This window comes from Phocaeicola paurosaccharolyticus JCM 15092, assembly GCF_000613805.1.
Classification (GTDB): domain Bacteria; phylum Bacteroidota; class Bacteroidia; order Bacteroidales; family Bacteroidaceae; genus Phocaeicola; species Phocaeicola paurosaccharolyticus.
The window spans coordinates 1-24,994 of the sequence record NZ_BAJR01000010.1; the positions used below are offsets into that span (position 1 = coordinate 1).

Sequence of the window (24,994 nt, forward strand, 5' to 3'; positions counted from 1 at the left end):
TTATAAATGTCTTCTATAGCTGATCTGCTATATATAAAAACATTGCTAGAACTAATTCACTTTACATTTTATTTCTTTTACTTCCTGCTTTACTATACATCATTTTAAAACTCTAGCTGAATGACTTTACAATAAAACTATTTTCTTCATAGAAATATAGAAATAGCTTACTGATATAAGGAGATAATAATGCTGTAGTTTACTTATGCATCGATTACAGTATTAACGATATAAGATTAAAAATCTGACAACAAAAAAGCCATCATAAATATTATGATGGCTTTTCTATATTGAACTTGTAAATTATTTACCTAACTTAACTGGAGAGATACCCTTTTGAGTTGGTTTTACCGGTGCAATAGTTCCGTCTTGGTTGAATTCCAGCTTGTCTATGCACACTTCTCTATGATATCCTGGTCCATTATTAAGGAAGTCCTTATTAATGCGATGATATACTATATACCATTCATCTTTTCCCGGTATTTGAAGTATTGAGTTATGAGCAGGTCCATATATATTGTTTGCAGGGTCCTGTATCAATATAACTGGTTCTTTTGCCACTTCTATCGGTCCTAACGGACTTTTGCTTGTACCATAGGCAACATGATAGTTTGGAGACCCTGTATCGTCTACTGACCAAAGAAAATAGTATAATCCGTTACGATAGAATACATAAGAAGCTTCACGGAACTGATAATCTTTCAGAGTTCCTCCTTTAGGAGTAAGAACTTTGGTTGTATTCTCCTTGATCGACATCATATCATCATTCAGTTCAGCACCTGCCATATATCCATTTCCCCAATATAGGTAGCTCTTTCCGCTTACAGGATCAGTAAATACATCGCTGTCTATCTGCTGACCTCTTTTTGCTGGAGATAGGGCAACTATAGAGCGTCCTGAATCTTTGAAAGGACCGGTAGGGCTATCTGCAACAGCAACTCCTGTCTGTTTTCCCTTTATAGTATTACCACTATAGTAGAAGTAATATTTGTAGCTGCCATCGGCTTGCTGTTTCTCTTCAATGCATGGTGCCCAAGCATTACCATCTGCCCATACTACCTGATTACTTTTCAAGTCAATTATAGTACCCTCATCTTTCCAGTCAACAAGGTTGTCGGATGAGTAAACGTTAAAGCTATAACCACCCCAGCCTGCATATCCATCAGTGGTAGGATATAGATAAAACTTTCCGGTCTTTTTTGAATACAATATCTCAGGATCTGCACGGAAATCTAGAACTAGTGGGTTGTTGCATCCTGGAAGTCTCTTAACGCTGAACTGATCACTTGGCCACTTATTCATGAGACGTTCTGCCTCTTCCTCTGTTACGGCAATTGTAGTACCATGACGTGGAGTGAACTTGCCGCTTGTACTTGTATTTTTCTCGAATTTGAAATTCTTCAAATCTTTAGAGCTACAGAACTGATAATGTCCGTTTGAATAACAGTCGTACATCAATATCCATCCATTTCCATCTATAGTTTTGAATACTCCGCCACCTTCAACATTCTCATTTGTCTGTTGCACCGGAGCGCTTGGCTTGCTCCATTGTGATCCCGGTTGTTTACCTTTTGCAGCTGTAAGTCTTTTAGATGTAACCTGACAAATACCTCTCTCACCTTCATTTTTGAAGAAGTAGTGGTATAGCTTATCTTTTTTATCATAAACGATATCACTGTCTATCGTAGCAGAGCCACGGTCGAAAAGATAGACTGGTTCTGTCTCAAGGTCTGTAAAATCCTTATTTGCATAGCAATAAAAGACTTTATCGTATGCCAATGAGCCATCGTTTGTGAGCATAGAGAAATAGACCATGTAACGTTTAGCCTCCGAGTCCCAAATTGTCTGAGGAGCCCATACTCTAGTCACCTTGCTCCATTTATCAGCGAAGCGTGTAGGAAAGTGTACAGTTGAGTGTGTCCAGTTAATCAGATCATCCGATTTCATCAAAACAATACCTCTGTTACTAGCCCATCCTTCTTCTGAGCGCATATCTGTAACAACCATATAGAATTTTCCATCCTCACCTCTTAGGATATGTGGGTCGCGCACACCTTTTTTAATAGAGATAGAGTCCGAAGCAATTATCGGGTTGCCATTATTAAGAGGAACATAGTTGTATCCATCTTTGCTTAGTGCAAAGTGTATCTGTTCCTGTTTAGGACTATTCCCGGTGAAATAGGCAAATAGATACTGACTCATCTTGTTTTTAACAGGTTTCTGACTCTTTATCCCATGAGCTGGCATGGCTGTGAGAAGAAGAAAACTACCTACAGTTGTTAGGATGTGTGGTAATTTCATAACTTAATTAATTTAATTATTCGTTTTAAATAGTTTCGTAAACTACAAAGATAAGATAATCATCCAAGAAACTAAATAATACCTAGCGACATTCATTTTCTTAAATGTATAATTAAGTAATACTAACAACTCTCTTCATCTCTTTAATAACCCTTATAAATAGTTTCTATGTTGAAAAGCCTAGTTGTAATTTAAAAGTGATATTTTTGCGTATTAATGTTTGCGAGATATCGCTTCAACTTAAGATAATCAAAAAAGAATTTAATAATTTACGATATGGCTACTTATGCTCCTTTTGCTAAACCTTTATATGTGATGACTAAACCGGTAAGTTCTATATGTAACTTGTCTTGTAAGTATTGCTATTATTTAGAGAAAAACAATTTATATAAGAGGTCAGATGTAAATGATAAGTTTATAATGAGTGATGAACTTCTGGAAAGGTTTGTAAAAGATTATTTGAGGTCTCAGACTCAACCTCAGGTTTTATTTACCTGGCATGGAGGTGAACCATTGATGAGACCAATAAGCTTTTATAAGAAGGCTATTGAGTTACAAAAGCAATATGCAAATGGCAGAATTGTTGAGAATAGTATTCAGACAAATGGCACATTAATAACCGATGAGTGGTGTAAGTTCTTTAAAGAAAATAGGTGGTTAGTAGGAGTATCGATAGATGGACCACAAGAGTTTCATGACGAGTATAGAAGAAGTAAAGATGGCAAATCTTCATTTCATAAAGTCATGAATGGAATTAATCTCTTGAATAAGCATCAAGTAGAGTGGAACGCTATGGCAGTAGTAAATGATTTTAATGCCGATTATCCTCTTGATTTCTACAGATTTTTTAAATCTATAGGTTGCCATTATATCCAGTTCACTCCTATTGTTGAGAGATTATTATCACATAATGATGGCAGGCATTTAGCTTCTGCAGCTAATAGTGAGGATTTACCTCTATCCAATTACTCTTTATCGCCTGAACAATGGGGTAATTTCCTCTGCAGTATATTTGATGAATGGGTGCGTAATGATATTGGCAACTATTATATTCAGCTGTTTGATTCAACTTTGGCAAACTGGGTCGGAGAGGCTCCCGGAGTCTGTACAATGGCAAAAGTCTGCGGGCATGCAGGCGTTATGGAGTATAATGGCGATGTATACTCTTGTGATCACTTTGTTTTTCCAGAATATAAGTTAGGTAATATACACGAAAAGACATTGACTGAGATGATGTATTCGGATAAGCAGTTGTCTTTTGGTGCTGAAAAGTTTAATTCTCTTCCGAAGAAGTGCAGAGAGTGTAATTACCTTTTTGCATGTAATGGAGAGTGTCCTAAAAATAGGTTCATTAAGACAGAGGAGGAGGGAAAGCCTCTGAATTTCTTGTGTGAGGGTTATTATAAGTTCTTTGATCATGTTGCACCATATATGGATTACATGAAAAAAGAGTTCTTAGCTGAAAGAGCCCCTGCAAACATTATGGATTACTTGAAGTCAAATAATTTCGAATGATAATTTTCAGATATTCGACATGCTCCTAAATGCAATTTTAGTTTTGTATCAATCGAAGTCAACAGTCATATATTTTTAATAATACCTTTTATAACTCCTATGGAGCTATAAATTCAGTCATGTGATTCTCCCTAAGTAGGAGGATTAGTATAAATAATATTTATCCTATTACTTATATTTGGTATATAATGTCCTATTATATGTCTGATAAATTCTCAATTTTTAGTCTAAAAAGTTGGGTGACAGATCTTTTTATATAATTTTACAACATGATACAGAATATATAACTATTAATAATAAAATTATGACACGAGAAGAATTATTTGAGATGATGAATGCTAGTCCGGTGATGCACTTGGCAACAGTCGATCAGAATGGTCAGCCACATGTTCGTGGAATTCTTATGTATAAGGCCGATACAGATGGTATAATATTCCATACAGGTGCTATGAAAGAGCTGCATCAGCAGTTGCAGGCAAATCCAAAAGCAGAGGTTTGCTTTAATCACAAAGGAGTACAGATTCGTGTAGATGGTAACTTTGAGTTGGTAGAAGACGATGCATTGGTTGAAGAGATATACAAGCATCCATCACGTCAGTTCATGAGAAACTGGGGCTCTTTGGAGCAGATCAAGACATTCCTCAAGGTGTACCGCATGAAAGGGGGAAAGGCACATGCTTGGACTTTAGCCGATAATTTTGCTCCTAAAGAGTACATCAACCTATAATTCTTTAATTGTTATGTGTATATTTAATCGAATCATAGCAATCCTGCTCATGTTGTTTGGTATTATTCACGACGTGGCAACTTTTACTCCTTTGATTACCGGAGGATTGGAGAGTGTGAGTGAGATGCAAGTCAAAGCCTTGACATATATGAGCCTCATATGTGGCGCATCTCTTATTCTGAGTGGTCTCTTGTTGTTTTTGCTTCTGCCATTTCGTGCAGAACATAAGGCTATCAAGAATGCCACCAATATAATAGGCATATTTCTATTAGCAGCCGGTATTTTGGCTGTTGTATATATGCCCTACAATCCCTTTGCTTGGATCACCCTAATCCTATGCTTGAGTGCTGACTTTGGTATTATTCGCACAAAATGATAAATATCTGATTCTGGAATAATGTAGAAAAATAAGCCCAGCTGATAACAGAAAAGTTATCAGCTGGGCTTTTCTGTAATGCATTCCAATATATTGTACCTCTTTTCTGTTAAAAATAATATAATGCAGTTGTTGCATGGTCACGATTGATGGAGGTGCATATTTCTCTAATATCAGCCTTAAATTCCTTCATATCTATCCGAAGCACAAGATAAAGCCTTTCTAACGGGCTTTTTTGCCACTCCAAACTGCCTTTGTAACTATAAGGACTCTTATTAATGTCAAAAAGTGACTAAAAAAGCTAAAAAAAAATGTTCGTGAGAATAAATAATGCACATAAAAAACTAATAATTCTCCATAAAGGTCCTTACAAAAAGTAATTTCACCCAATGTTAAGCTAATCTTATATACGATATTTTAAAAGTGATTGTTCATTAAACTAATATTAATTTTAAAATTATGAGAAACACAGAAAAAGCAGTGTGGGTATTGTGCTTGATGGCTATATTGTTGATATTGCCTCCACCAAAACTTTTCGCACAAAATCTCACAGTTAAAGGTACGGTTTTAGATTCTGGTGGTGAACCTATTATCGGTGCTTCTGTAGTCGAAAAAGGGAAAACAACTAATGGTGTAATTACTGACCTTGATGGTAATTTTTCTATCAAAGTCGCAACCGGAAAGAAACTTGTTATTTCTTATATCGGTATGGTTACACAAGAAGTTTCTGCAGTAGCAGGAAAACAGATGAAAATTGTTCTTAATGATGATTCCAAAGCTCTTGATGAAGTTGTCGTTATTGGATATGGTAGCAAAGCCAGAAGGGATTTGACAGGTTCTGTCGGCTCCGTCTCGGGTGCAAAAATTGCTTCAGTTCCTGTAACATCAGCTGCAGTAGCTCTTCAAGGTAAAATTGCCGGTGTGCAAGTTACCACGGTCGACGGTGCTCCAGGAGCAGATATTAATATCAGGGTCAGAGGAGGTACGTCAGTAACTCAAAGTAATGAACCTCTCTATATTGTTGATGGTTTCCAGGTAAGCAATATTAATGATATTCCTCCTACTGATATTGCATCTATTGATGTATTGAAAGATGCTTCAATTACTGCAATCTATGGTGCTAAAGGTGGTAACGGAGTTGTTGTTGTTACAACAAAATCGGCTAAAGCAGGTAAGATACAGGTAAGTTTTAATGCTCATCTTTCTACAAGCCAGCTTTCTAATAAGATTGAATTAATGAACTCTGCTGAATTTGCACGTTATCAATATGAATGGTCTGCATGTAATGGTAGCCGTTCAAGCAATGCAAAATTCTTCCGTGCAAACTTTGGTAACCCTCAGGACCTTGATTTGTACACTACACTTCCTACACATGACTGGCAGGATGAGGTTATGGGAGAGAATCCTATTAACTACTCAACAAACATTACAATAGGTGGTGGTACAGACAGAATGCGTTTTAATGCATCTCTCACTCAGAGTGAAGATAAAGGTATTATAATGGCATCAGGTGTTCGTCGTACAAACCTGAATATTAAAACTGCTATCGATATTACAAAGAATCTTACCTTACAGATTAATCCAAAATTCACATTCCGTCGTGATGAGGGAGCTGGAGGAGATAACATTGGTACAGGTGGTATAATTGATGTATTACGCTATCGTCCAACAAATGGTTTGCGTGAGTATGGATATGTTGATCCATCTTATGCAGATCCAGACGAAGAACAATTATTTACTTATACTAATCCTAAGAGTGATATTGACATCAACCAGCAGAAGAAATATAGTTATAACTATACTAATGCTCTTTCTCTTGAATGGAGACCTATTAAAGGACTCTCATTACGTTCTGAGGCAACAATAGGATTGAGCTGGAGAGATCAGTATCGTTTCTTTGGTGCTCTTACTCCAGACGGTCAGAGGAATAACAACCAGCCTCTTGCTATAGTTCAGAAAGATAATTCATTTACTTATATTTGGACAAATACAGCAACTTATGCTTTCTCTTTGAAAGACACACATAATTTCTCATTCCTTTTAGGTGAAGAGGTATATCATACTCAGAGCAAAAATAACTATCAGAAAAACCGTTATTTCCCTCGTGCATTCGAGGCTGAACAGGCATGGGCAAATATGGGATTTGGTACACCTCAGGAGTCTACTACATCTTTATCAACTCCAGACCGTACAGCATCTTTCTTTGGACAGACAAGTTATAACTATAAGCACAAATATCTTCTTTCATTAACTATGCGTGCAGATGGTTCAACAAAGTTTGCTCCAGGAAATCAGTGGGGATATTTCCCATCTGTATCAGGTGCTTGGGTACTTTCAGAAGAGAATTTTATGAAGGGTATTGATTGGATTGATCAGTTGAAACTTCGTGTTGCAGTAGGTCTTGCAGGTAATAACCGTATTGACAATGATATGTGGCGTTATCTATATTCTGTTAACTCAACAGGTGGTCCTGGCTTTGGAGAAGCAACACTTTTCGGAGCTCAGTGGTATGGAAATCAAGGAAATGATAAGTTTGCAAATAAAAATATTAAGTGGGAAACTACATTGACAAGAAACTTAGCAGCCGACATTTCGTTGTTCGATGGTCGTCTATCTGTTACTCCTGAAATCTATTGGAATACAACAAAAGACTTGTTATATAAATCAGATATTCCTTCTGCTACAGGTTATGTAAGTCAGATGCAGAATATTGGTAGAGTATCAAACAGAGGATTTGAATTGACAGTATCCGGTGATATTCTTAGAGGAAAAGACTATGTATTATCAGCTAATCTCTCTTTGGGATCAAATAGAATGAAAGTTGATAAGTTGAACGGAACAGATAATGTAATATGGGATCAGAATAACCGCTGGAAATCAAGCTATAATGACTATTGTTTGAAAGTAGGTGATCAGGTAGGACTTATTTACGGATTCGTATATGATGGATTATATTCAATGGACGAGTTCTACTTTGACCCAACAAACTCTCTTCAGGCCTTACCTTGGGGTTCAAAAGCTGCAGAGAATGGTACAAGTAAAGATGCTCCTACTGTAGATGAAAATGGTGTAGAGCATAGCAAGACTGTGATAAATACGATATCTGGTGATTCAAATTCAGGTATTGCAACTCTTCCTGGAAAAATTAAATTTAAAGATTTGGATGGAGACGGATATATTACAGAAAACGACCGTACTGTAATCGGTAATACAAATCCAAAGGTACAAGGTGGTTTTGGCTTAAGCGGTCAATGGAAGAACTTCGACTTCGCTATGAACTTCAATTTCATGCTTGACTTTGATGTTAATAATGCTACAGCATATCAACTCTCTTCAGCAGAAGGAAATTCAAATAAATTCTTAAATGTACTTCAGAAATTTGCTGATAACGGATGGAGATATACTCGTGATGGAGATGGTGAATGTCTATATAAAGCTTATTTCCTTGACGGATCAGTAGATTTATATCGTGCTTTGAATGAGACTAGCACACTTTGGAATCCTACAGATGTAACAAAGAAAATAACTCACTCTTATTTTATCGAAGATGGTTCATTCCTTCGTTGTCAGGATTTGACATTAGGATACACTCTTCCTCAGAATATTTCATCAAAATGGGGAATATCTAAAGCTCGTTTCTATGTATCTGCTTCAAATCTCTTTATCTTGACCGGATATTCTGGTTATGACCCTGAAGTTGATATTCAGACAGGTCTTACTTGCGGTATGGATTATAACCGTTATCCACGTAGCCGTAGCTTTGTGGTTGGTACAAATATCACATTCTAAAAATGAAAGAACATGAAAATTAAAAGAATTCTAATATCTGGCTTGGCGGTTGTACTTTTATCATCTTGCAGTGATTTCCTCACAGTAGAGTCTCCGTCAAGTTATAGCGAGGATTTTGTCTATAGTCAGAAGACTGAGATAAGTCGTGCTTTAAATGGTGTATATGCGTCAATATTGGTGGATAACCTGTATGGCGATCTTTACCAAAGAACATTTGTTATGAATAGTGATGTTGATTTGATACCTTATACCAGCAACACTGCTTCTCATAATGCATATGCTCGTTTCGATTGTGATGATCAGGGTGGTGAAATAAATAAATTTTGGGTTGCAGCTTACAAAGCAATTGAAGATGCCAACCGTTTTATTTATGGAGTTGAACATAGCCCAATTTTTAATAAAACTGATGAGGAACTGATGCAGATGCTTGGCGAGGCCAAATGCTTGCGTGCTATGGTTTATCATGACCTAGTGGTAATGTTTGGTGATGTACCATTCACTTTCGAGGCTGCAGCACAGCTTGGTGATAACTATGTTATTCCAATAAAGGATAGAAATGAGATACAGGATCTTCTTATTGAAGATTTGAAGGCAATAGCTCCTAACATGGCTTCAACTTCATCTGCTACAGTCGAACGTGCCTCTAAAGAGTTTGCTTGGTCTTTGATAGCTCGTATAGCTTTGACAGCAGGTGGATATTCACTTCATCCAAACAAAGATGATGCAAGCAGCTATGGTACTATGCAGCGTCCTTCTGACTATACAAAGTATTATGAAATTGTAAGGGAATATACTGATAAGGTTATTACCACAGGTACACATTCTCTTGGAACATCCTTCTCAGATGTATTTGTTAAGGAGAGCAATTTTGAACTTGTAAATAGTGGAGATCCTATCTTTGAAATCCCTTTCGCTAAGGAATCAACAGGTCAGGTTGGATATTTACAGGGCCCTACTTCTACATCTAATGAAGGTGCAACTCTGGGTAAGAATGTTTGGGGAGCTTCATCAGGTAGTGCACGCTTAAATGCTTTCTATCGTTATCTATTTAATGAGAATGACAAACGTCGTGATTTTGTTAATGGATTATGGTACTATGGCAATGGAGCGAACAATGCAACCCAAGATTCATGTATGATACGTGCTGATTATACTGTACACAACAACAAATGGTCAAAATTATGGTCTAATGCAGGTCAATTTGTCAATACAAGTAGTGGTTCAACAGGTATAAACTTCCCTTATATGCGTTATGCAGATGTTCTGCTTATGAATGCAGAGGCAATAAATGAACTTGAAGGTCCTACAGCATTAGCACAGAATTCTCTTAGACTTGTACATGCACGTGCATTCGACGATCAGGCTGCTGTTGCAGAATTTATATCAAACGCATCAACATCAAAAGAGGCATTCCTTAAAGCGGTGTTAGATGAACGTAAGTGGGAGTTTGCAGGTGAGAACAGCCGTTGGCGTGATCTTGTTCGTACAAATCTTTATGGACAGGAAGTAGTCTATAGTTTCTTGCGCTATCTCTCTACAGCTATGAGTAATGCAGGTTCATATTCTGGATTCGAGGATGATATAGCACAACATGACGGTAGTTATTATCTGGATGAACTTCCTGAATATATGTATTATCATGTACTTCCTCAGGGTGTTGCTTGGAAAGTAGAATCAAATAAAGTATATGGATATCCTTATCCAAATAGGACAATGGATATACTTTATATCTATAATCCTTACAAACAGACTAGTCAGCCGGCTACTGCTTTGACAGCAGTTGATGGAAAAACATGGTTAACTGCTACTCTATATCAGTGGAGTACTGACTCTCAGCCAACTAATCAGTGTCGTTATTCTTACTACGGATATATTCGTTACACTGAGAGCGGAAACATTGTACTTATTAACAATGGCGTTGAAACTCCTTTAGAGGGTAACAGCGTACCAGAAGTAAGTTCTTTGCCACCTGTACGTTATATATTGCCTTTCCCTAATGCCGCTTTGCAACGTTCTGGAGGAGCATATAAAAACTATTATGGTTACAAATAATAAATTATGGGAACAATTATGAAGAAATATATTTTATATACGCTTATGTTGCTGTCGACCTTCTCTTTCAGCTCTTGTAAGGATGAAGAGGATATTGTGTCGGGAACAGACAGGGAATGGATGACGATGTTTATCTGTGACAACAACAGAGGAAAAGGTGATGACTATGCTATAACTGTAAGGCAGAAGGTCCTAATGGTAATGATATTCATCTCTATTGGTATGGTGTAAAGGACTGTGCCGGATATCAAATTCGTCAGGCACTTCAGCCAAATGTATCAGGAGGTGCTGATGCATGGGGCTCTTCAGCCCAAAATGGCCTTTTGCTGTTGGATACTATTGTAGGTCCTGATGTACTGGATATGGTTATAAAGAATCAGCAATATTCAACAGACTTCCGTTTCTCTATTCGTGTTCTATCTACTAAGGATGATAATGTGACAGATTTTTCACATGCATCAAAATGGTATGGACATGGCGATGGACGTCAATGGGCTGAGTATATCGGAATTACTACAGCAGACCGTTATGCTACTCCTTTCTGTGTTTATGTAGATGGATCAAAGACCACTGAAACTACAATGCGTGTTATGCTTAACCGTAAGTTTAGTGTGGTTTCTGATGGAGTATCTGAAGATGATAAGGCTATCTATCGTGAGAAGTTTGAACTGGATGCTAATGATAATTTCGTTTACCAGTGGCTTGAGGTTCAACCATCTCCTAATAATCCGGCATCAACTATTGGAGATAAATGGTTGAAATATAGGATAACAGAAGAAGATTTCAATAGGGGATATGTAGATATCGATGGATTGCAGAAGAATTCTGTTTATGTTATAAATGTACGTAATGAGAATGTACCTGTTAAATGGGATGCTTATTACAATACATATTCAGCACGCTCTGATGGTGAGCCTGGTGAGCCTATACTGGTTAAACATGATATGTCAGCTCCAAGCCGTGATTATTTTGACACTCAGGAACAGTATGACATTGCAATGACTCAGCATGAAGCTGCAGTAAAATACAATGCTATGCGAATTGACTTCTTGTTAACAGACTTTATCTCTGATGTTAATCTTGCTGAGGGTCAGACTTTCTATTTGGAAGGCGGAAAGACTTACTGCTTCTTCAATAACCTTACTACATGTAAAGGATTCGTATTACGTACAAACCCTGAAGATGTGAAAGCAGGAAAACGTGCTACTGTTCTTCTTGGTGGTATGAGTATGACCGGAACGACTGTAAATTCTATGAACCTTATGTTCGGTCGTCAGCCTCAAGCAGGTGAGGGAGGAGAGATATACATGAAGATGCTTGAATTTGAAGATATAGATTTTGACTGTCCTCTTGCTCTTACATATGGTGACCAGATGGCTGGTCTTGGTTCAGCTACAGGAAACTATTTCATAAATATGTTCCCTAATGGTATGGCAGTTCATCTTGAGAATTTTGTAATAAAGAATTGTACATTCAATCATCTTATACGTGGTTTCATTCGTGAACAAGGCCCTAATTACAAAATCTGGGATAATGTATTGATAGAAGGAAATGAGTTTTATAACTGTGGATATTATAGCAATGGTGCCGGTGGTTATAACTGGGTAGCCGGATCTGGTAATAATGCAAATTCAAACTTGTACAAGAATTTCATTGTCCGTGACAATACTTTCTTTGACTGTCCGTTCCCATCATTCTTCAATGAGACAAAACAGTCTGCATGGAAGAGTGGAGCATGGAATATAACATTCGATAATAATACTTTAGTAAACTGGAACACTCGTGCTGCAGGTAATATCTTTAATATGCGCTATATACCAGACGGTAGTTCATTTAATGTTAGGAAGAATCTTATAATTCTTACCAAACAAGATGGTGACGTTCGTAATATGGTAATGGCTGGTGCAGATATACGTAATATGATGCTTTTGCCTGATGGTACAGAAGGACATGCTACTCTCAACTTTGAGAATAACTATTCTACAAATACATTCTTGACTAATGGTCAGATATTCAGTACTAATGCTTGGAATGCAACTAAGAACAATTTCGGAACCTTGGTAAGTAAAGGCTCAGCGACATTGAACGGTTCTCTTGAAGTATTGGTAGATGATATCTCTCCTGCAGAACTTATGCATAGTCCGAACCCTCCTCATAAAGCAGCGACTAATAGTGATCAGTATATGCATCGTGCTGATAAAATTGATGGAACCGGAGGTGAACATGGAGCAGACTTGTATTATAATAACTCAAGTAAGGTTACAAGCTCTAAAATATATCAGCTTGGAATCGGTGCTTCAAAATGGCGTGACGGATTAAAATAGATGTTGTATTAAATTTATTATAGAGAATTGTTGTAAGGAAAAGGGTTGTATCATATTTTTATGATTACAACCCTTTACTGAAGAAGTAACTAATTAAAATTAAATAGTATGTGTAGTAAAAGTCTCATTTTAGCATTACTCTTTATTTCAATAGCACCTGTTATTACCAAAGGTCAGGATAATAAGATGGTTTATAAGAAATGGCATAAAGATGTAAGAGAGTATACGTCTGATTTTTTTTGCACTCCTGAGGCTGAGCGTATTGCAAATAATCTGATGCTATATCAACAGACTACAGGAGGATGGCCAAAGAATATCTATTTCCCGGCTCAGTTGACTGAAGAAGATAAGGTAAAGATACTTTCAAGTAAAAACGATGTTAACGAAAGTACTATTGACAACAGTGCTACTACAACAGAGATCAGATATATGGCAAACATGTATTGTGCCACTAAGAAGAGTGACTATGAGAAATCTGTTATAGCAGGAATAAACTATCTGTTGGAGGCACAATACGACAATGGAGGTTGGCCTCAGTTTTATCCTCGTCCCACAGGATATTACACTCAGATAACCTTTAATGATAATGCAATGATTAATGTAATGCGTCAGTTGCGTGAAATTTATGAAAACAAGGCTCCCTTCAAATTCATTCCTGAATCTTTGAAAGAGAAAGCTAAAATAGCATTTGACAAAGGTATAGAGTGCATTCTTAATTGTCAGGTTAGGCAGAATGGTAAACTTACTGCATGGTGTGCTCAGCATGACAAAGTTACATTAGAGCCATGTAAGGCACGTGCTTATGAACTTCCTTCTTTGAGTGGTGCGGAGTCAGCTGATATAGTTCTTTTGCTTATGTCATTACCTAATCCATCAGAAAGAGTCAAGACATCAATTGAATCTGCTGTAAAATGGTTTTGTGAAGTTAAGATTGATGGATTGCAGAGAGAGAGTTTTATCAATGCTGATGGGAAAAAAGATTATAAGATGGTTAAAAGTGATTTGTCTCCTTCTCTTTGGGCACGTTTCTATGAATTGGGTACAAATAGACCATTTTTCTCTGACAGAGACGGCGTTGTGAAGTATGATATATCACAAATTGGATATGAAAGAAGAAACGGTTATAGTTGGTATAACAATAGTGGTAATAAGGTACTTAGTGAATACGAAAAGTGGAAGAAAAAGATTGAATCTCCTAAATTTAAATAGACTTCATACTCTTTTTATTATAAACAAAAACGTTTAGATATATTTCAACTAGTTACTCTACTATAATTGAGGCTTTATTTAATAATAAAGTGTAGAGGAAACTAAAAATATCTCTTACTACTATCCGTTAAGTAGCAAGGGATATTTTTAGTTTCTTTTCATTCAGATAAATGGTTTTGGGTAGAGCCGGATGTTGTTGGTAATGCGTTTATTATAAGCAAAATACGTAGTATATACCAAAAATGTATAATATAGCTTTTTTATAATATTTTTCTTATCTTACTTGGATAGCCCAATGCTTTCTCTAGTTAACAAGAAACAATACCTTTTAGATGCATAACTATTAGTAAATCAAGAATAAATCCAAGGCAGTTTAAATTACATTTCCTAGATTGAATCCTTCTTTATGAAGTCTATAATTTCGTCAATATATCCAAAAGCCATTCCTACAACAGTATCTGCAGCTCCGTAATATACAGCCACTCTGTTGCCATCATTTAGTGCAGCGCAAGGAAATACTACATTAGGTACATCACCTTGTAACTCATAACTTGCCGCAGGGGCTAACAAATACTTACGAGTACGATGCAACACCTTCGATGGGTCGTTTTTATCAAGAAGTGCAGCACCCATTGAATAACGGAAACCATTGCAAGTTGTGATGACTCCATGATAGAAAAGTAACCAACCATCTTTTGTTAGGAAAGGTACAGAACCTGCACCAATTTTGGTGCATTGCCAAGCACTCTCAGGAAATGGAGTTACTTTCATAACACATCTGTGTTCGCCCCAGTATTTCATATCAGGGCTGTAGCTTATATAAATATCACCGAAAGGAGTATGTCCATTATCACTTGGACGGCTAAGCATAGCATATTTCCCATTAATTTTCTCAGAGAAAAGAACACCGTTGCGGTTGAACGGAAGGAATGCGTTCTCGCATTGGAAGAATTCCTTGAAATCGAATGTATATCCGATGCCTATTGTCGGACCATTATATCCATTGCACCAGGTAATCCAATATCTATCCTCTATCCATGTTACACGAGGGTCGTACTTGTATTCAGACTCAATCATATTAGTGTTTCCGCATTTAAAAACGATAGGGTCATGTTCTATCTCCCAATTTATTCCGTCTTTACTGAATCCGGAAAAGATATTCATCTGAACTGCTTTGTTATCGCAGCGGAAAACACCTGCAAAACCTTCTTTAAATTTAACTACAGCACTATTAAAGATACTATTAGATGAAGGTATTTGATAACGTTCTATAACAGGATTTTTGGAGTATCTCCACATTACGTCTTTTGAATCTTGGGGGCGTTCTTCCCAAGGCATTATTATAGTATTCATAAAAATAGAAATTAATTATATTTATTTTCTTCTACAGAGTCTTTATATGTAAATGGTACGAAATAAGTTATCAGTAATGATGGAATTGTTGCTATTAGAGTGAAGATAAAAAATATCTCGTAGCCCAAATAATCACTTAAGAAACCACTGATACTTCCAGGAAGCATAACTCCAAAATTCATTATACCTGATGCAAATGCATAATGTGCCATCTGATGTTTGCCAGGAGCCACTTGTTGCATCATAAATAGCATTAGGCCTACAAAACCGAAGCCATATCCAAAATATTCCATAATAATGGCTCCACCAATTAAATACATATTTTCCGGTTGATAAATAGCTAATAAGGTATATGCAATAAAAGGCAAGTTAAAGATACAACAAAGGGTAAACAATGTTTTTTTAAGTCCTCTTTTAGCAATGAATGTTCCTGCTAAGAGTGAACCAATCACAAAAGCTGCAGCACCATAAGTACCATATAATATACCAATTTGTTGTTCACTAAGACCTAAACCTCCTGTCTCCCTCCCAGCTTTAAGGAACAATGGAACAATTTTCATTACAAATCCTTCTGCAAATCGATATATTATAATAAAGCAAACATAGTAGAATATATGTTTCTTCTTGAAGAAATCGGATATTATAGCAACAAGCTCTCGCATTGTTTCCTTACTTGATGCATTTTTATTCTCATTCTTTTTCCCTGTTGGCAATGCATAGAAATGATAAGAACCAAGAAGTATCATTATGGCTGAGAGAATAAAAAATACAATCATCCATGAGTTTATGACAGGGCCCAATTTTATTCCTAAAAGAACAGTTTCATGTTCTTTGAAGTAGTCAAGGAGGAAACCGGCAAACCATACCATACCGCCTGAGACCACAATTTTGGCAATATTATAGAAAGCTCCTTGCCATCCAATATATTTAGCCTGGTCACTTTTACTAAGCTCGTCAATATATATACCATCTGTAACTATATCATGGGTTGCTCCACACAGAGCAACCATAGCTAATATACTTATTGTCACAGCGAAAGATGATGGTAGGTTCAGTGCTATAGCAACAAGACCGAAACAGATAGCTGATATGCATTCTGTAAGGACAACAAAGAATTTCTTTGTTTTATATAATTCCAAGAAAGGGCTCCATAAGAATTTTAACGTCCACGGAATCATTATTATTGAGGTCCATAGGGCAATTTGTGAATCAGAAATACCAAGCCCTTTATACATGAGAACTGACATCATATTTAGTACTACGAATGGGAGTCCCATTGCAAAGTACACCGAAGGAACCCAAGATATTGGGTTATAATTAGTTTTAGTCATATTAAAAATAGTCGTGCTTTTATAATAATTATAAATAAGCTTTACTTATTTATTTAATTGTGAATTGACCTGTAAGTTTTATATCATTTGATGCAGACCCTATCATGACTTTGAATTCACCAGGCTCTACAACCTCCTCTAGTTTCGAGTTGTATAGCGAGAGTTGCTCTTTACCAAGTATGAAAGTAACTCTCTTACTCTCACCTTTTCTCAGAGATATCTTTTCGAAATCTTTAAGCATAATATCTGGTGTAGCGACCGAACTTACCATATCCTGAAGATAGAGTTGTACCACATCTTCACCATCACGGTCACCAGCGTTGGTAACGGTACAACTTATGATTTCCATATTATCTTCGTTATTTCCAGCCTGTATCTTGAGGTCGCTATATGCGAATGTTGTATAGCTCAGACCATAACCGAAGTGGAATAGAGGAGACCCAGGTCCTTCAACATAGTCACGTTGCTTACTCTGTGAGTAGTAAACAGGAAGTTGTCCGACATTACGAGGAACTGATACCGGAAGACGCCCTGATGGATTATAGTCGCCGAATATAACATCTGCAATAGCATTGCCTCCCTGTTCACCAGGATACCATGCGGTAAGAAGGGCTTTTGCCTTCTCGTTGGCAAGGTTCATGTTCAAAGGGCGTCCTGCAATATATACTATTACCATTGGCTTTCCTGTAGCGGCAATAGCATTGATTAGTTTTTCCTGGTCACCAAGAAGGTCAAGAGAGTTTCTGTCGTACCCCTCACCACACTCCATATCCGAGATAATCTGATTACCCTCCTGAGATACGGTTGCCGCTCCTGTTGAGATATATTTAGTCTTAAAGTCGCGTGCACTTGAACCGCCCACGAAGAGTATCACAACATCCGACTCGTTTGCTACATTAACAGCAGATGCAATATCACTTTGTGTTGTATCACGTATGGCACATCCCTTAACGTAGTTCACCTTTGTATTAGCCGATACGGCTGCTCGGATACCATCAAGAGGAGTTACAATCTCTTTCCTATCCTGTGGAGCGGTGTAGTCGCCCAACTGGTTGTACATCATATCCGCATTAGGACCGATGACGGCAATGCTCTTTATCTCTTTTGAGAGAGGAAGTATATTTTCATTCTTTAGAAGGACAATGCCCTCACGAGCTACCTGACGTGCAATCTCCTTATGCTCTTTTGAGCGTACAATCTTCTTTGCCTGCTCAGGAGACACATAAGGATTCTCGAAGAGTCCCATACGGAATTTTATTCTCAGAATGTTTTTTACAGCTCTGTCAATATCCTGTTGGCTAATAAGTTCCTCCTGAAGGGCCTGCTTAAGGTTTTTACCGTAAGCATCCTCACCTAGGTCCATATCTACACCTGCCTTAAGAGCAAGAGCTGCTGCCTCTTTAAGGTTTGCTGCAACTCTATATCCGGCAATACCATTTATGCTTACAAGGTCGGAGTAGACGAATCCTTTGAATCCCCATTTATCTCTCAATACATCTGTAAGAAGATATCTGTTGGCTGTACATGGCACACCATCGATAGTGTTATATGATGTCATGATAGTACCTGCTCCCTCTTTAACGGCCTTCTTGAATGGAGGAAGGTATTCAGAGAAAAGCTGGCGCATGCCAACATTTGCCTGTTGTCCGTTATGTCCACCTTCAGGGATACCATAAGCGGCAAAGTGTTTAAGAGTTGAGAATAGATGCTTACCATCATCCTGCTTCTCACCCTGCATACCCTTCATAAACTCCACACCAAGTTCGCTTGTAAGAACAGGATCCTCTCCAAAAGTCTCCTCCATCCTTGACCAACGTGGCTCACGGGCAATATCCAACACAGGACCATAACCTATTCCTGCTCCTTGTAGACGAGCTTCAAGTGCAATGATTTCACCGGTCTTGTGCATAAGGTCTCTGTTCCAAGTACTTGCCTGAGATAGTGAAGTAGGGAATACAGTTGTCCCAATAGCCATATGACCATGCGGACACTCCTCGGCAAAAAGAATCGGTATTCCAAGACGAGTCTTCTCTATTGCATATTTCTGAAGAGCATTTAGTGCCTTGGCTGATAGCTCAGGATTCAAACCATTCTCAAGAGTCTTTTGTGTCCAAGGATCTGCTCTGAGCACCGCCCAGAATGAACCGATAGGCATTGTCGACATCTTCTCCTTATATAGTTCAGATGGTATTACACCCTTATTCGTTTTGGAGTACATTTCCCATCCAAGTGGACAAAGCAACTGACCAATCTTTTCGTCGATAGTCATTCTTCCTACAAGGTCATTCACTCTATCCTCTATAGGAGCATTAGCAATCGTATAGAGAGGTTTCTGTGCATATATATGCAGTGATGAACAGGCTATAATTGCTGAAATGAATAAATATCTTATTCTCATCTGTTATTATTTTTTTTAACGAATTGCTAAAGGTTCATTATTAAGATTTTTAGGAAGAATCACCTTCACTTTATTACCTTTTAATTATATATCAGACTCTTACTTTTCAGTATATGTGTCATCTTGCTTCAAGTAATAATACCTTCTCATTCAATATACTTAAGAAGTGCTTCTTCATGTAGTTGTAAAGTGCTTAGTTGTTTTTCTTATTCTTAGTTTTTATAAACAACAAAACCTATCATTAAGCTTTTATTTGAATATCATATTCAAATAAATCAAGAACCTGTTTTTCCGATATCATGCGTTTATGCCTTTTCAGGTTTTAGGTTTACAAATCCTTGGACTTATTGAGCAATTAAATTAATAATGATAAGCATAATGTCATGATAGATATGTCTGCAAAGATTTTGTTAAGGTTTTCTTTCTATATTTTGTAATTAATAATAGCATTTATATCACGATACAAGAATAATAAAAAAAATGGTTTAGCAGCACACTTAGTATCTTAAATAATATCACAATAAATTAATAGCTATTTATTAACTATTAGCATAAGTTGTGTTACTTATTTAAAGTATCATTAAGCAGTCTAGTGTTTAAATTTCAACCCTGTACTTTTTCATAAATACAGGGTTGATAAAAAACTGATCTTCTATGTTGTGACTTTATTCAATAATATGAATTAGAATGGACATTTCTGATTATTCATCATATGTTAGGCCAAACTTGGATATATAGCTGTAATTCCAATTCCAGCCCCAGTAACCTGTATCCAAATCCATTGTTACTTTCACATAACGACTAGGTACAGCACCATAAAGGACATACCATGTATAAGTGGACCAACCTACAGTTTGGTTAATACCATTATGTCCTTTCAAAGATCCAAGGGTAATCCAAGAGTTGTTGTCTTCACTTACTGCTATTTCACCATTTTTGACCACATCAGAGCCGATCATATAACCTGATATCTTATGAACAGCGCCTAAGTCGACTACAAAAGAAGATGTTGCTTGCTTCTTGGTAAAATACCAATCACTAGTTGTAAAACCATCAGCATTCAATCCATCGGCAGAAATACAAGCCCACCCTGAACCGTCAGCTTCCTGTCCGAGAAGTCCTTTTGGATTGTCATTGATAAGCGATGTAGATGTCGTAATAACAGCATATACCACGCCTCTATCCTCTGAAACAATACCATCACCCTCAACCTTCATACGCAAAGGAGCCACATACCCCTCTGAAGTAAGTCCGGCCAAATTTGCATCTTCCTTTAAAACAATTCTTAATGAATCGTAGGTTGCGACTGTATCAGCCTTGATATGAGCGACAGCTTCTGAAAGATTAAGATACCCGTCAGGAAGAGCTTTATATTTAGTATTATATTTCTTGTTGTATTCATCTAATAAAGAATTATCCTGTACAAGAGAAACTATAGTAGCATGAGCAACAGGACGCTGAACAAAAGCCGGAATTTTATAATCAAGACCTCCAAATTCACCAACAGGAGTATGCACAATTGCACTGCTTAGAGTGTTTTTTGCATTGACTCTGAAATAAACCAGATTATTTGGATTACCATAAACATCAAAACTTTCATCACTACTGCAAGAAGAGATGACAAAAGCTGATACAGCAGTCATACACAATATAAAGTATTTCAAAATATTTCTTTTCATCATTTTATCCTCCATATTATTGTGCAACTTTATTAATATCATCTTTCACCCAAACAATAGATTCTGCAGCCTTTGGTGTAGGCACCATTACACCATTTTCAGATACATCACGTTGTGACTTGCTCCAATCCATGTCAAATCCATTACCGGTTGCATCCTTAAAGATACATCCATTACCCTCATTGAACTTCCAATAAGCTTTAAGTCCGTCGCTATGAGGATCAACGCCAGCCATTCCACCAAGAATTTCACTTGGAGAAAGAGGACGGTCCCAGATTCGGAGTTCACAGAAACGATGTGAGAAGAACTGGCGAGTTGTATAACCTCCCCATGACATTCCCATCTCATAACGTTTGAACTTAATTTCATCAATCTTAGCACCGATAGATGTATCAAGAACACCATTTACATAAAGTGATATTGTGCTACCATCGTAAACAAATGACAATAAATACCAATGTCCGTTCTCAAATTCAGTGTTAGAGATGAATTTGTTCCCAGCCAGGATTACTTGGAGTTTGTTATCAGAGTTAGCTTCATTGAAACGAAGCAACAATGATTTGGATTCATCTTCCTGTTCAAGAGCCAAGAAACGTTGTGGATAATTAGCACGGCTCAATCCTTGAGGGTAAATTTTTACTTCATAAGTCAGCTTTTTAAGAGGTATATCTTTATCAAAGATATAGTTACTTGAAGCTCCTGAATTAGCCTGAATAGAATAGAAGTTTATAATTCTTGAAATACGTAAGAATATAGTTTTTGAAGTCTCAATAAGAGGTTCGTCTGTTCCATTGACAGCTTTGACTGTAACAGGAACAACATAAGTACGGCCTTCCTCAAACGCATCTGTGTTTACCACACGAACAGTTGTTGCTGTAGAAATAGCAGTACCTGCAGATATTGTAACCTGAGGATTCTCCAACTCTACTGCTCCATCAGGAACACAGAAATAATTGGTAGTATTTGTCTTATTATATTCATCTATTTTACTAGCATCAATAGCCAATGTCAATTTAACATCTTGATCTACTTTCTTTGTGGACTGCACAGTTACAGGATAACTGGCAGGTGTATCTTCGACTACAAATTTTACTACAGGGTTGTTCTCTGTACCTGAGACAAAAAGGCCTGCTTTATTGTAATCAAAATCATCGCCTTCTGAGTTACATGAAGTAAACGTCATACCGCCTGTCAGCATCAAAAGAGCCGCCGAAATGATATTGAATTTTAATTTCATATTAGTATTTTTTTTGTTACTTATTTAATGCAGGGTTCTGTATTTGAATTGCTTCACGGAACTCTTTATATGGAATGCCAGACTGAGATTTATAATTATAATCCAAATAGTAGGCACCGAAACCACCTTTTTTACCTGATGCAGGTTCAAACCTAGCATATTCACGAACCATAGCACCGTTCACGCCACCATCTTGAGATTCAGCGCCAGTACTCTCGCAAAGCACAGTTCTATCTTCAGGACGTCCACCTGAGTGAGTTGAAAAGCCAACCTGCCAAGAATAAGCTTGACGGATGAAGTAATCGCAATAGTCATCACATGTAGAAGGTGAACCACCAAAAAAGTCAACGATAAATAACTTTTCAGACCATTTACCCTGAGGACCTAGATACTTATTACACTCGTTGCCTACAATACCCATGTCTGCATCTCCCCAACCCTCATAGTCAAAGTCGACACCATCAAGTCCGCATTGCACCAATGTATCAACAGCCCAACGAGCATAAGATCGAAGTGATTCTTCATTACCTGAAACGGTCTTAACCATTTTATGCTTCTTTTTTCCGTTCTCATCGAGAACAAATTCAGTTTTGCCTGTTGTAGCGTCTTCTTTAGTCTCATAAACATATTCGAACTCTTGTTTATCCTCATTCCAGACACGGTCCCAGAAGTAATGATTATAGTTTGAGGCATCACCATGCATAACAAAGCGAGTACCTTTCATTGTCTGGCAATATACCATATCTGCATAAGCAGTTGGATAACTTTCTTTTGTTGGAATATCAATCCAAAGATTTACAATATCCAAACTATCTGGGAGTCCTAAGAAACGCTCACCCCATGAAGTCGGGTTCTGGGTATTAGCCCATGAAGCATAGTATGCATAAGATATCTCATGTTTAGAATTCTTAAACTCACGAAGGTTTTTAAAATACTGTGAATCATACTTGTACAGATCTTGAATCTCTATAGTCTCAACATCATTATCACAACTGGTGAGAGACAGAGTAATGATCGACAAAACGAACACGCTGAAAAATATTTTAATTTTCATAATAATATATTCTATTTATGTTTGTTCAACAATTAGTGATTAGGATTCTTATCCCACCAAAGTTTTGTACCACCATTGTCACCACCACCTAACAATGTAACGGCATTTTGAACAGCTGTAAGATTATTGTCATAAAGTGTTGATGGATAAGGCATACGGCGAATCTGTAGATTGGTATTAATTGTTCCGGAATTGCTATTACGAGTAGTCGGGAATAACTTAGGATAACCTGTACGGCGGAACTCAGCCCATCCTTCTGGAGAAATAAGGAAGTTTGCAATCCATTTCTGAGTAATGATACGCTCAAGATTCACTTCAAAAGCTGCATTTTCATCATAAGCAACTGTAATTGTACTTGGTTGAGCAGCATCACCGCCTTTTCCTGTATTATCTACAAAAGCCTTAGCTTGCAATTTGCTTGCAATATAAGCATCAGCACCAGAAGTAACACCCCATTCAGCCATAGAAGCCTTAATTCCCTTTTCATAAAAATCCTTAGCTGTACCACCTGCATTCCAACCACGTAATGCTGCTTCAGCACGGAGGAAGAAACTTTCAGAAGCACTCATATAGATAATATTAGAAGCTGAAGTTAAATTGAAATTAGATATATTATTTCCTATATAATCAGCATTACCATCACTCAAATCAATTCCAAGGCGTACACCATGATAGCCATTATCTTTAGCTTTGGTGAAATATTTAGAAAGACGTGGATCCTGATATCCGTTCATATATGAATCCATAGAAGCACTCATACGTTCCTCATTCCAACTATATGCCTGTTCCCACAATGGATTCATGATTGTCAAGCCTGAAATCATTGCACGATCAGATGCCTCCTCTAGGAATCCGATAGGATTAGAAAGAGATTTTTCAGCCTCTTGCTGAGCAAGCGTTGCATCAGCATATACAACACGCAATGCTAAACGCAGACGAAGAGTGTTTGCAAATTTTGTCCATTTTCTGGCATCACCTTTATAGATATAATCGAATTTCTCAAGAATCTTAGCACCTGAAGATGCAAATGGAGTAAGCACTTCAATAGCATCATCTAGTTCCTCAAAGAACTTCTTGTAGACTTTATCCTGACTATCAAAAGTATTATTCACACTTCCTGCAACATAGTTTACATAAGGAATAGGGCCATACTGGTCGGTTACTCGGTGCATAGCATATACTTTCAAGACTGTTGCAAGAGCAGTAACCTGAGGAGTCTTATTCTTTTCTGCATTAGTTTTAATTTTAGACCAGGCTGGCATAATTTGAGTGTAGTTTTGCTTGTACATAGAATTACCCCAATCACCTGTGAAATAATAGTTACCATTATGATTACCATTAGCCCATGTTCCTGTAGGAGCTACATAACCTGAATACCAGTCAGAACTAAGTCCCTGAAAATGCTGATATGCGCCACTAGAACCGTAAGAGTCATCTTGCTGACCACCAGCAGTGAAAGGAACCATGCGGAGCTCCATCTGAGAGAAGAATGAACCTACTGTGAGGTTGTCTGTCTGAAGCATACCTTCTGTTGCCTCATAAGGATTGGTATTATATTTCTCGAATTGATCGGTACATCCTGCAAAGGCAAGTATCGAACCTACGATAAATGTATTTTTTATAATTGATTTCATAATCATATTCTCTTT

14 protein-coding genes and 1 pseudogene are annotated in these 24,994 nt (G+C 37.3%); 7 read left to right on the top strand and 8 right to left on the bottom strand.

Features of this window, described 5'->3' with window-relative positions; translation table 11 throughout:
• Positions 1-303: 303 nt before the first annotated feature.
• Entirely contained in the window at positions 304-2,301 is a 1,998-nt protein-coding gene (locus tag JCM15092_RS06105; protein WP_051532492.1) for a glycoside hydrolase family 43 protein, read from the bottom strand.
• A 276-nt stretch (positions 2,302-2,577) separates the two neighbouring features.
• On the opposite strand from JCM15092_RS06105, the gene JCM15092_RS06110 reads away from it, so the two are divergent.
• From JCM15092_RS06110 to pelA, 7 genes and pseudogenes are all read left to right on the top strand, one after another.
• Positions 2,578-3,816, top strand: coding sequence for an anaerobic sulfatase-maturation protein (locus tag JCM15092_RS06110; protein WP_024993888.1), 1,239 nt, complete (start codon positions 2,578-2,580; stop codon positions 3,814-3,816).
• 304 nt (positions 3,817-4,120) lie between these two features.
• Positions 4,121-4,543, top strand: a complete 423-nt coding sequence (locus JCM15092_RS06115) for a pyridoxamine 5'-phosphate oxidase family protein (RefSeq protein ID WP_024993889.1) — start codon at positions 4,121-4,123, stop codon at positions 4,541-4,543.
• A 73-nt stretch (positions 4,544-4,616) separates the two neighbouring features.
• Positions 4,617-4,919 carry a hypothetical protein gene (locus JCM15092_RS06120; RefSeq protein ID WP_148296606.1) on the top strand — a complete coding sequence of 101 codons (303 nt, stop codon included), beginning with the start codon at positions 4,617-4,619 and terminating at the stop codon, positions 4,917-4,919.
• 498 nt (positions 4,920-5,417) lie between these two features.
• Complete coding sequence (locus tag JCM15092_RS06125; RefSeq protein ID WP_439645902.1) at positions 5,418-8,708, top strand: SusC/RagA family TonB-linked outer membrane protein; 3,291 nt, start codon at positions 5,418-5,420, stop codon at positions 8,706-8,708.
• Between the two features lie 12 nt (positions 8,709-8,720).
• Positions 8,721-10,760, top strand: a complete 2,040-nt coding sequence (locus tag JCM15092_RS06130) for a RagB/SusD family nutrient uptake outer membrane protein (protein WP_024993892.1) — start codon at positions 8,721-8,723, stop codon at positions 10,758-10,760.
• An 18-nt stretch (positions 10,761-10,778) separates the two neighbouring features.
• Positions 10,779-13,084, top strand: a pseudogene (locus JCM15092_RS15190) (hypothetical protein).
• 108 nt (positions 13,085-13,192) lie between these two features.
• Positions 13,193-14,293 (top strand): pectate lyase, encoded by a 1,101-nt coding sequence (gene pelA / locus JCM15092_RS06140; RefSeq protein WP_024993893.1) that lies wholly within the window; start codon positions 13,193-13,195, stop codon positions 14,291-14,293.
• Positions 14,294-14,680: 387 nt separating this feature from the next.
• Here the strand turns inward: pelA and JCM15092_RS06145 are convergent, their stop codons facing one another.
• From JCM15092_RS06145 to JCM15092_RS06175, 7 genes are all read right to left on the bottom strand, one after another.
• Complete coding sequence (locus JCM15092_RS06145; protein ID WP_024993894.1) at positions 14,681-15,646, bottom strand: glycoside hydrolase family 130 protein; 966 nt, start codon at positions 15,644-15,646, stop codon at positions 14,681-14,683.
• An 11-nt stretch (positions 15,647-15,657) separates the two neighbouring features.
• Positions 15,658-16,977 (bottom strand): MFS transporter, encoded by a 1,320-nt coding sequence (locus tag JCM15092_RS06150; RefSeq protein WP_024993895.1) that lies wholly within the window; start codon positions 16,975-16,977, stop codon positions 15,658-15,660.
• A gap of 49 nt (positions 16,978-17,026) precedes the next feature.
• Positions 17,027-19,375: a glycoside hydrolase family 3 N-terminal domain-containing protein gene (locus tag JCM15092_RS06155; RefSeq protein ID WP_024993896.1), complete on the bottom strand. Its 2,349-nt coding sequence runs from the start codon at positions 19,373-19,375 to the stop codon at positions 17,027-17,029.
• Positions 19,376-20,076: 701 nt separating this feature from the next.
• On the bottom strand, positions 20,077-21,057 hold the full coding sequence (locus tag JCM15092_RS06160) for a BT_3987 domain-containing protein (RefSeq protein ID WP_159101375.1): 981 nt from the start codon (positions 21,055-21,057) through the stop codon (positions 20,077-20,079).
• Between the two features lie 13 nt (positions 21,058-21,070).
• Positions 21,071-22,291, bottom strand: coding sequence for a DUF1735 and LamG domain-containing protein (locus tag JCM15092_RS16540; RefSeq protein WP_024993898.1), 1,221 nt, complete (start codon positions 22,289-22,291; stop codon positions 21,071-21,073).
• A gap of 16 nt (positions 22,292-22,307) precedes the next feature.
• Positions 22,308-23,345 (bottom strand): glycoside hydrolase family 18, encoded by a 1,038-nt coding sequence (locus JCM15092_RS06170; RefSeq protein ID WP_024993899.1) that lies wholly within the window; start codon positions 23,343-23,345, stop codon positions 22,308-22,310.
• Positions 23,346-23,377: 32 nt separating this feature from the next.
• Complete coding sequence (locus JCM15092_RS06175; protein WP_159101376.1) at positions 23,378-24,979, bottom strand: RagB/SusD family nutrient uptake outer membrane protein; 1,602 nt, start codon at positions 24,977-24,979, stop codon at positions 23,378-23,380.
• Between the last annotated feature and the right edge of the window lie 15 nt (positions 24,980-24,994).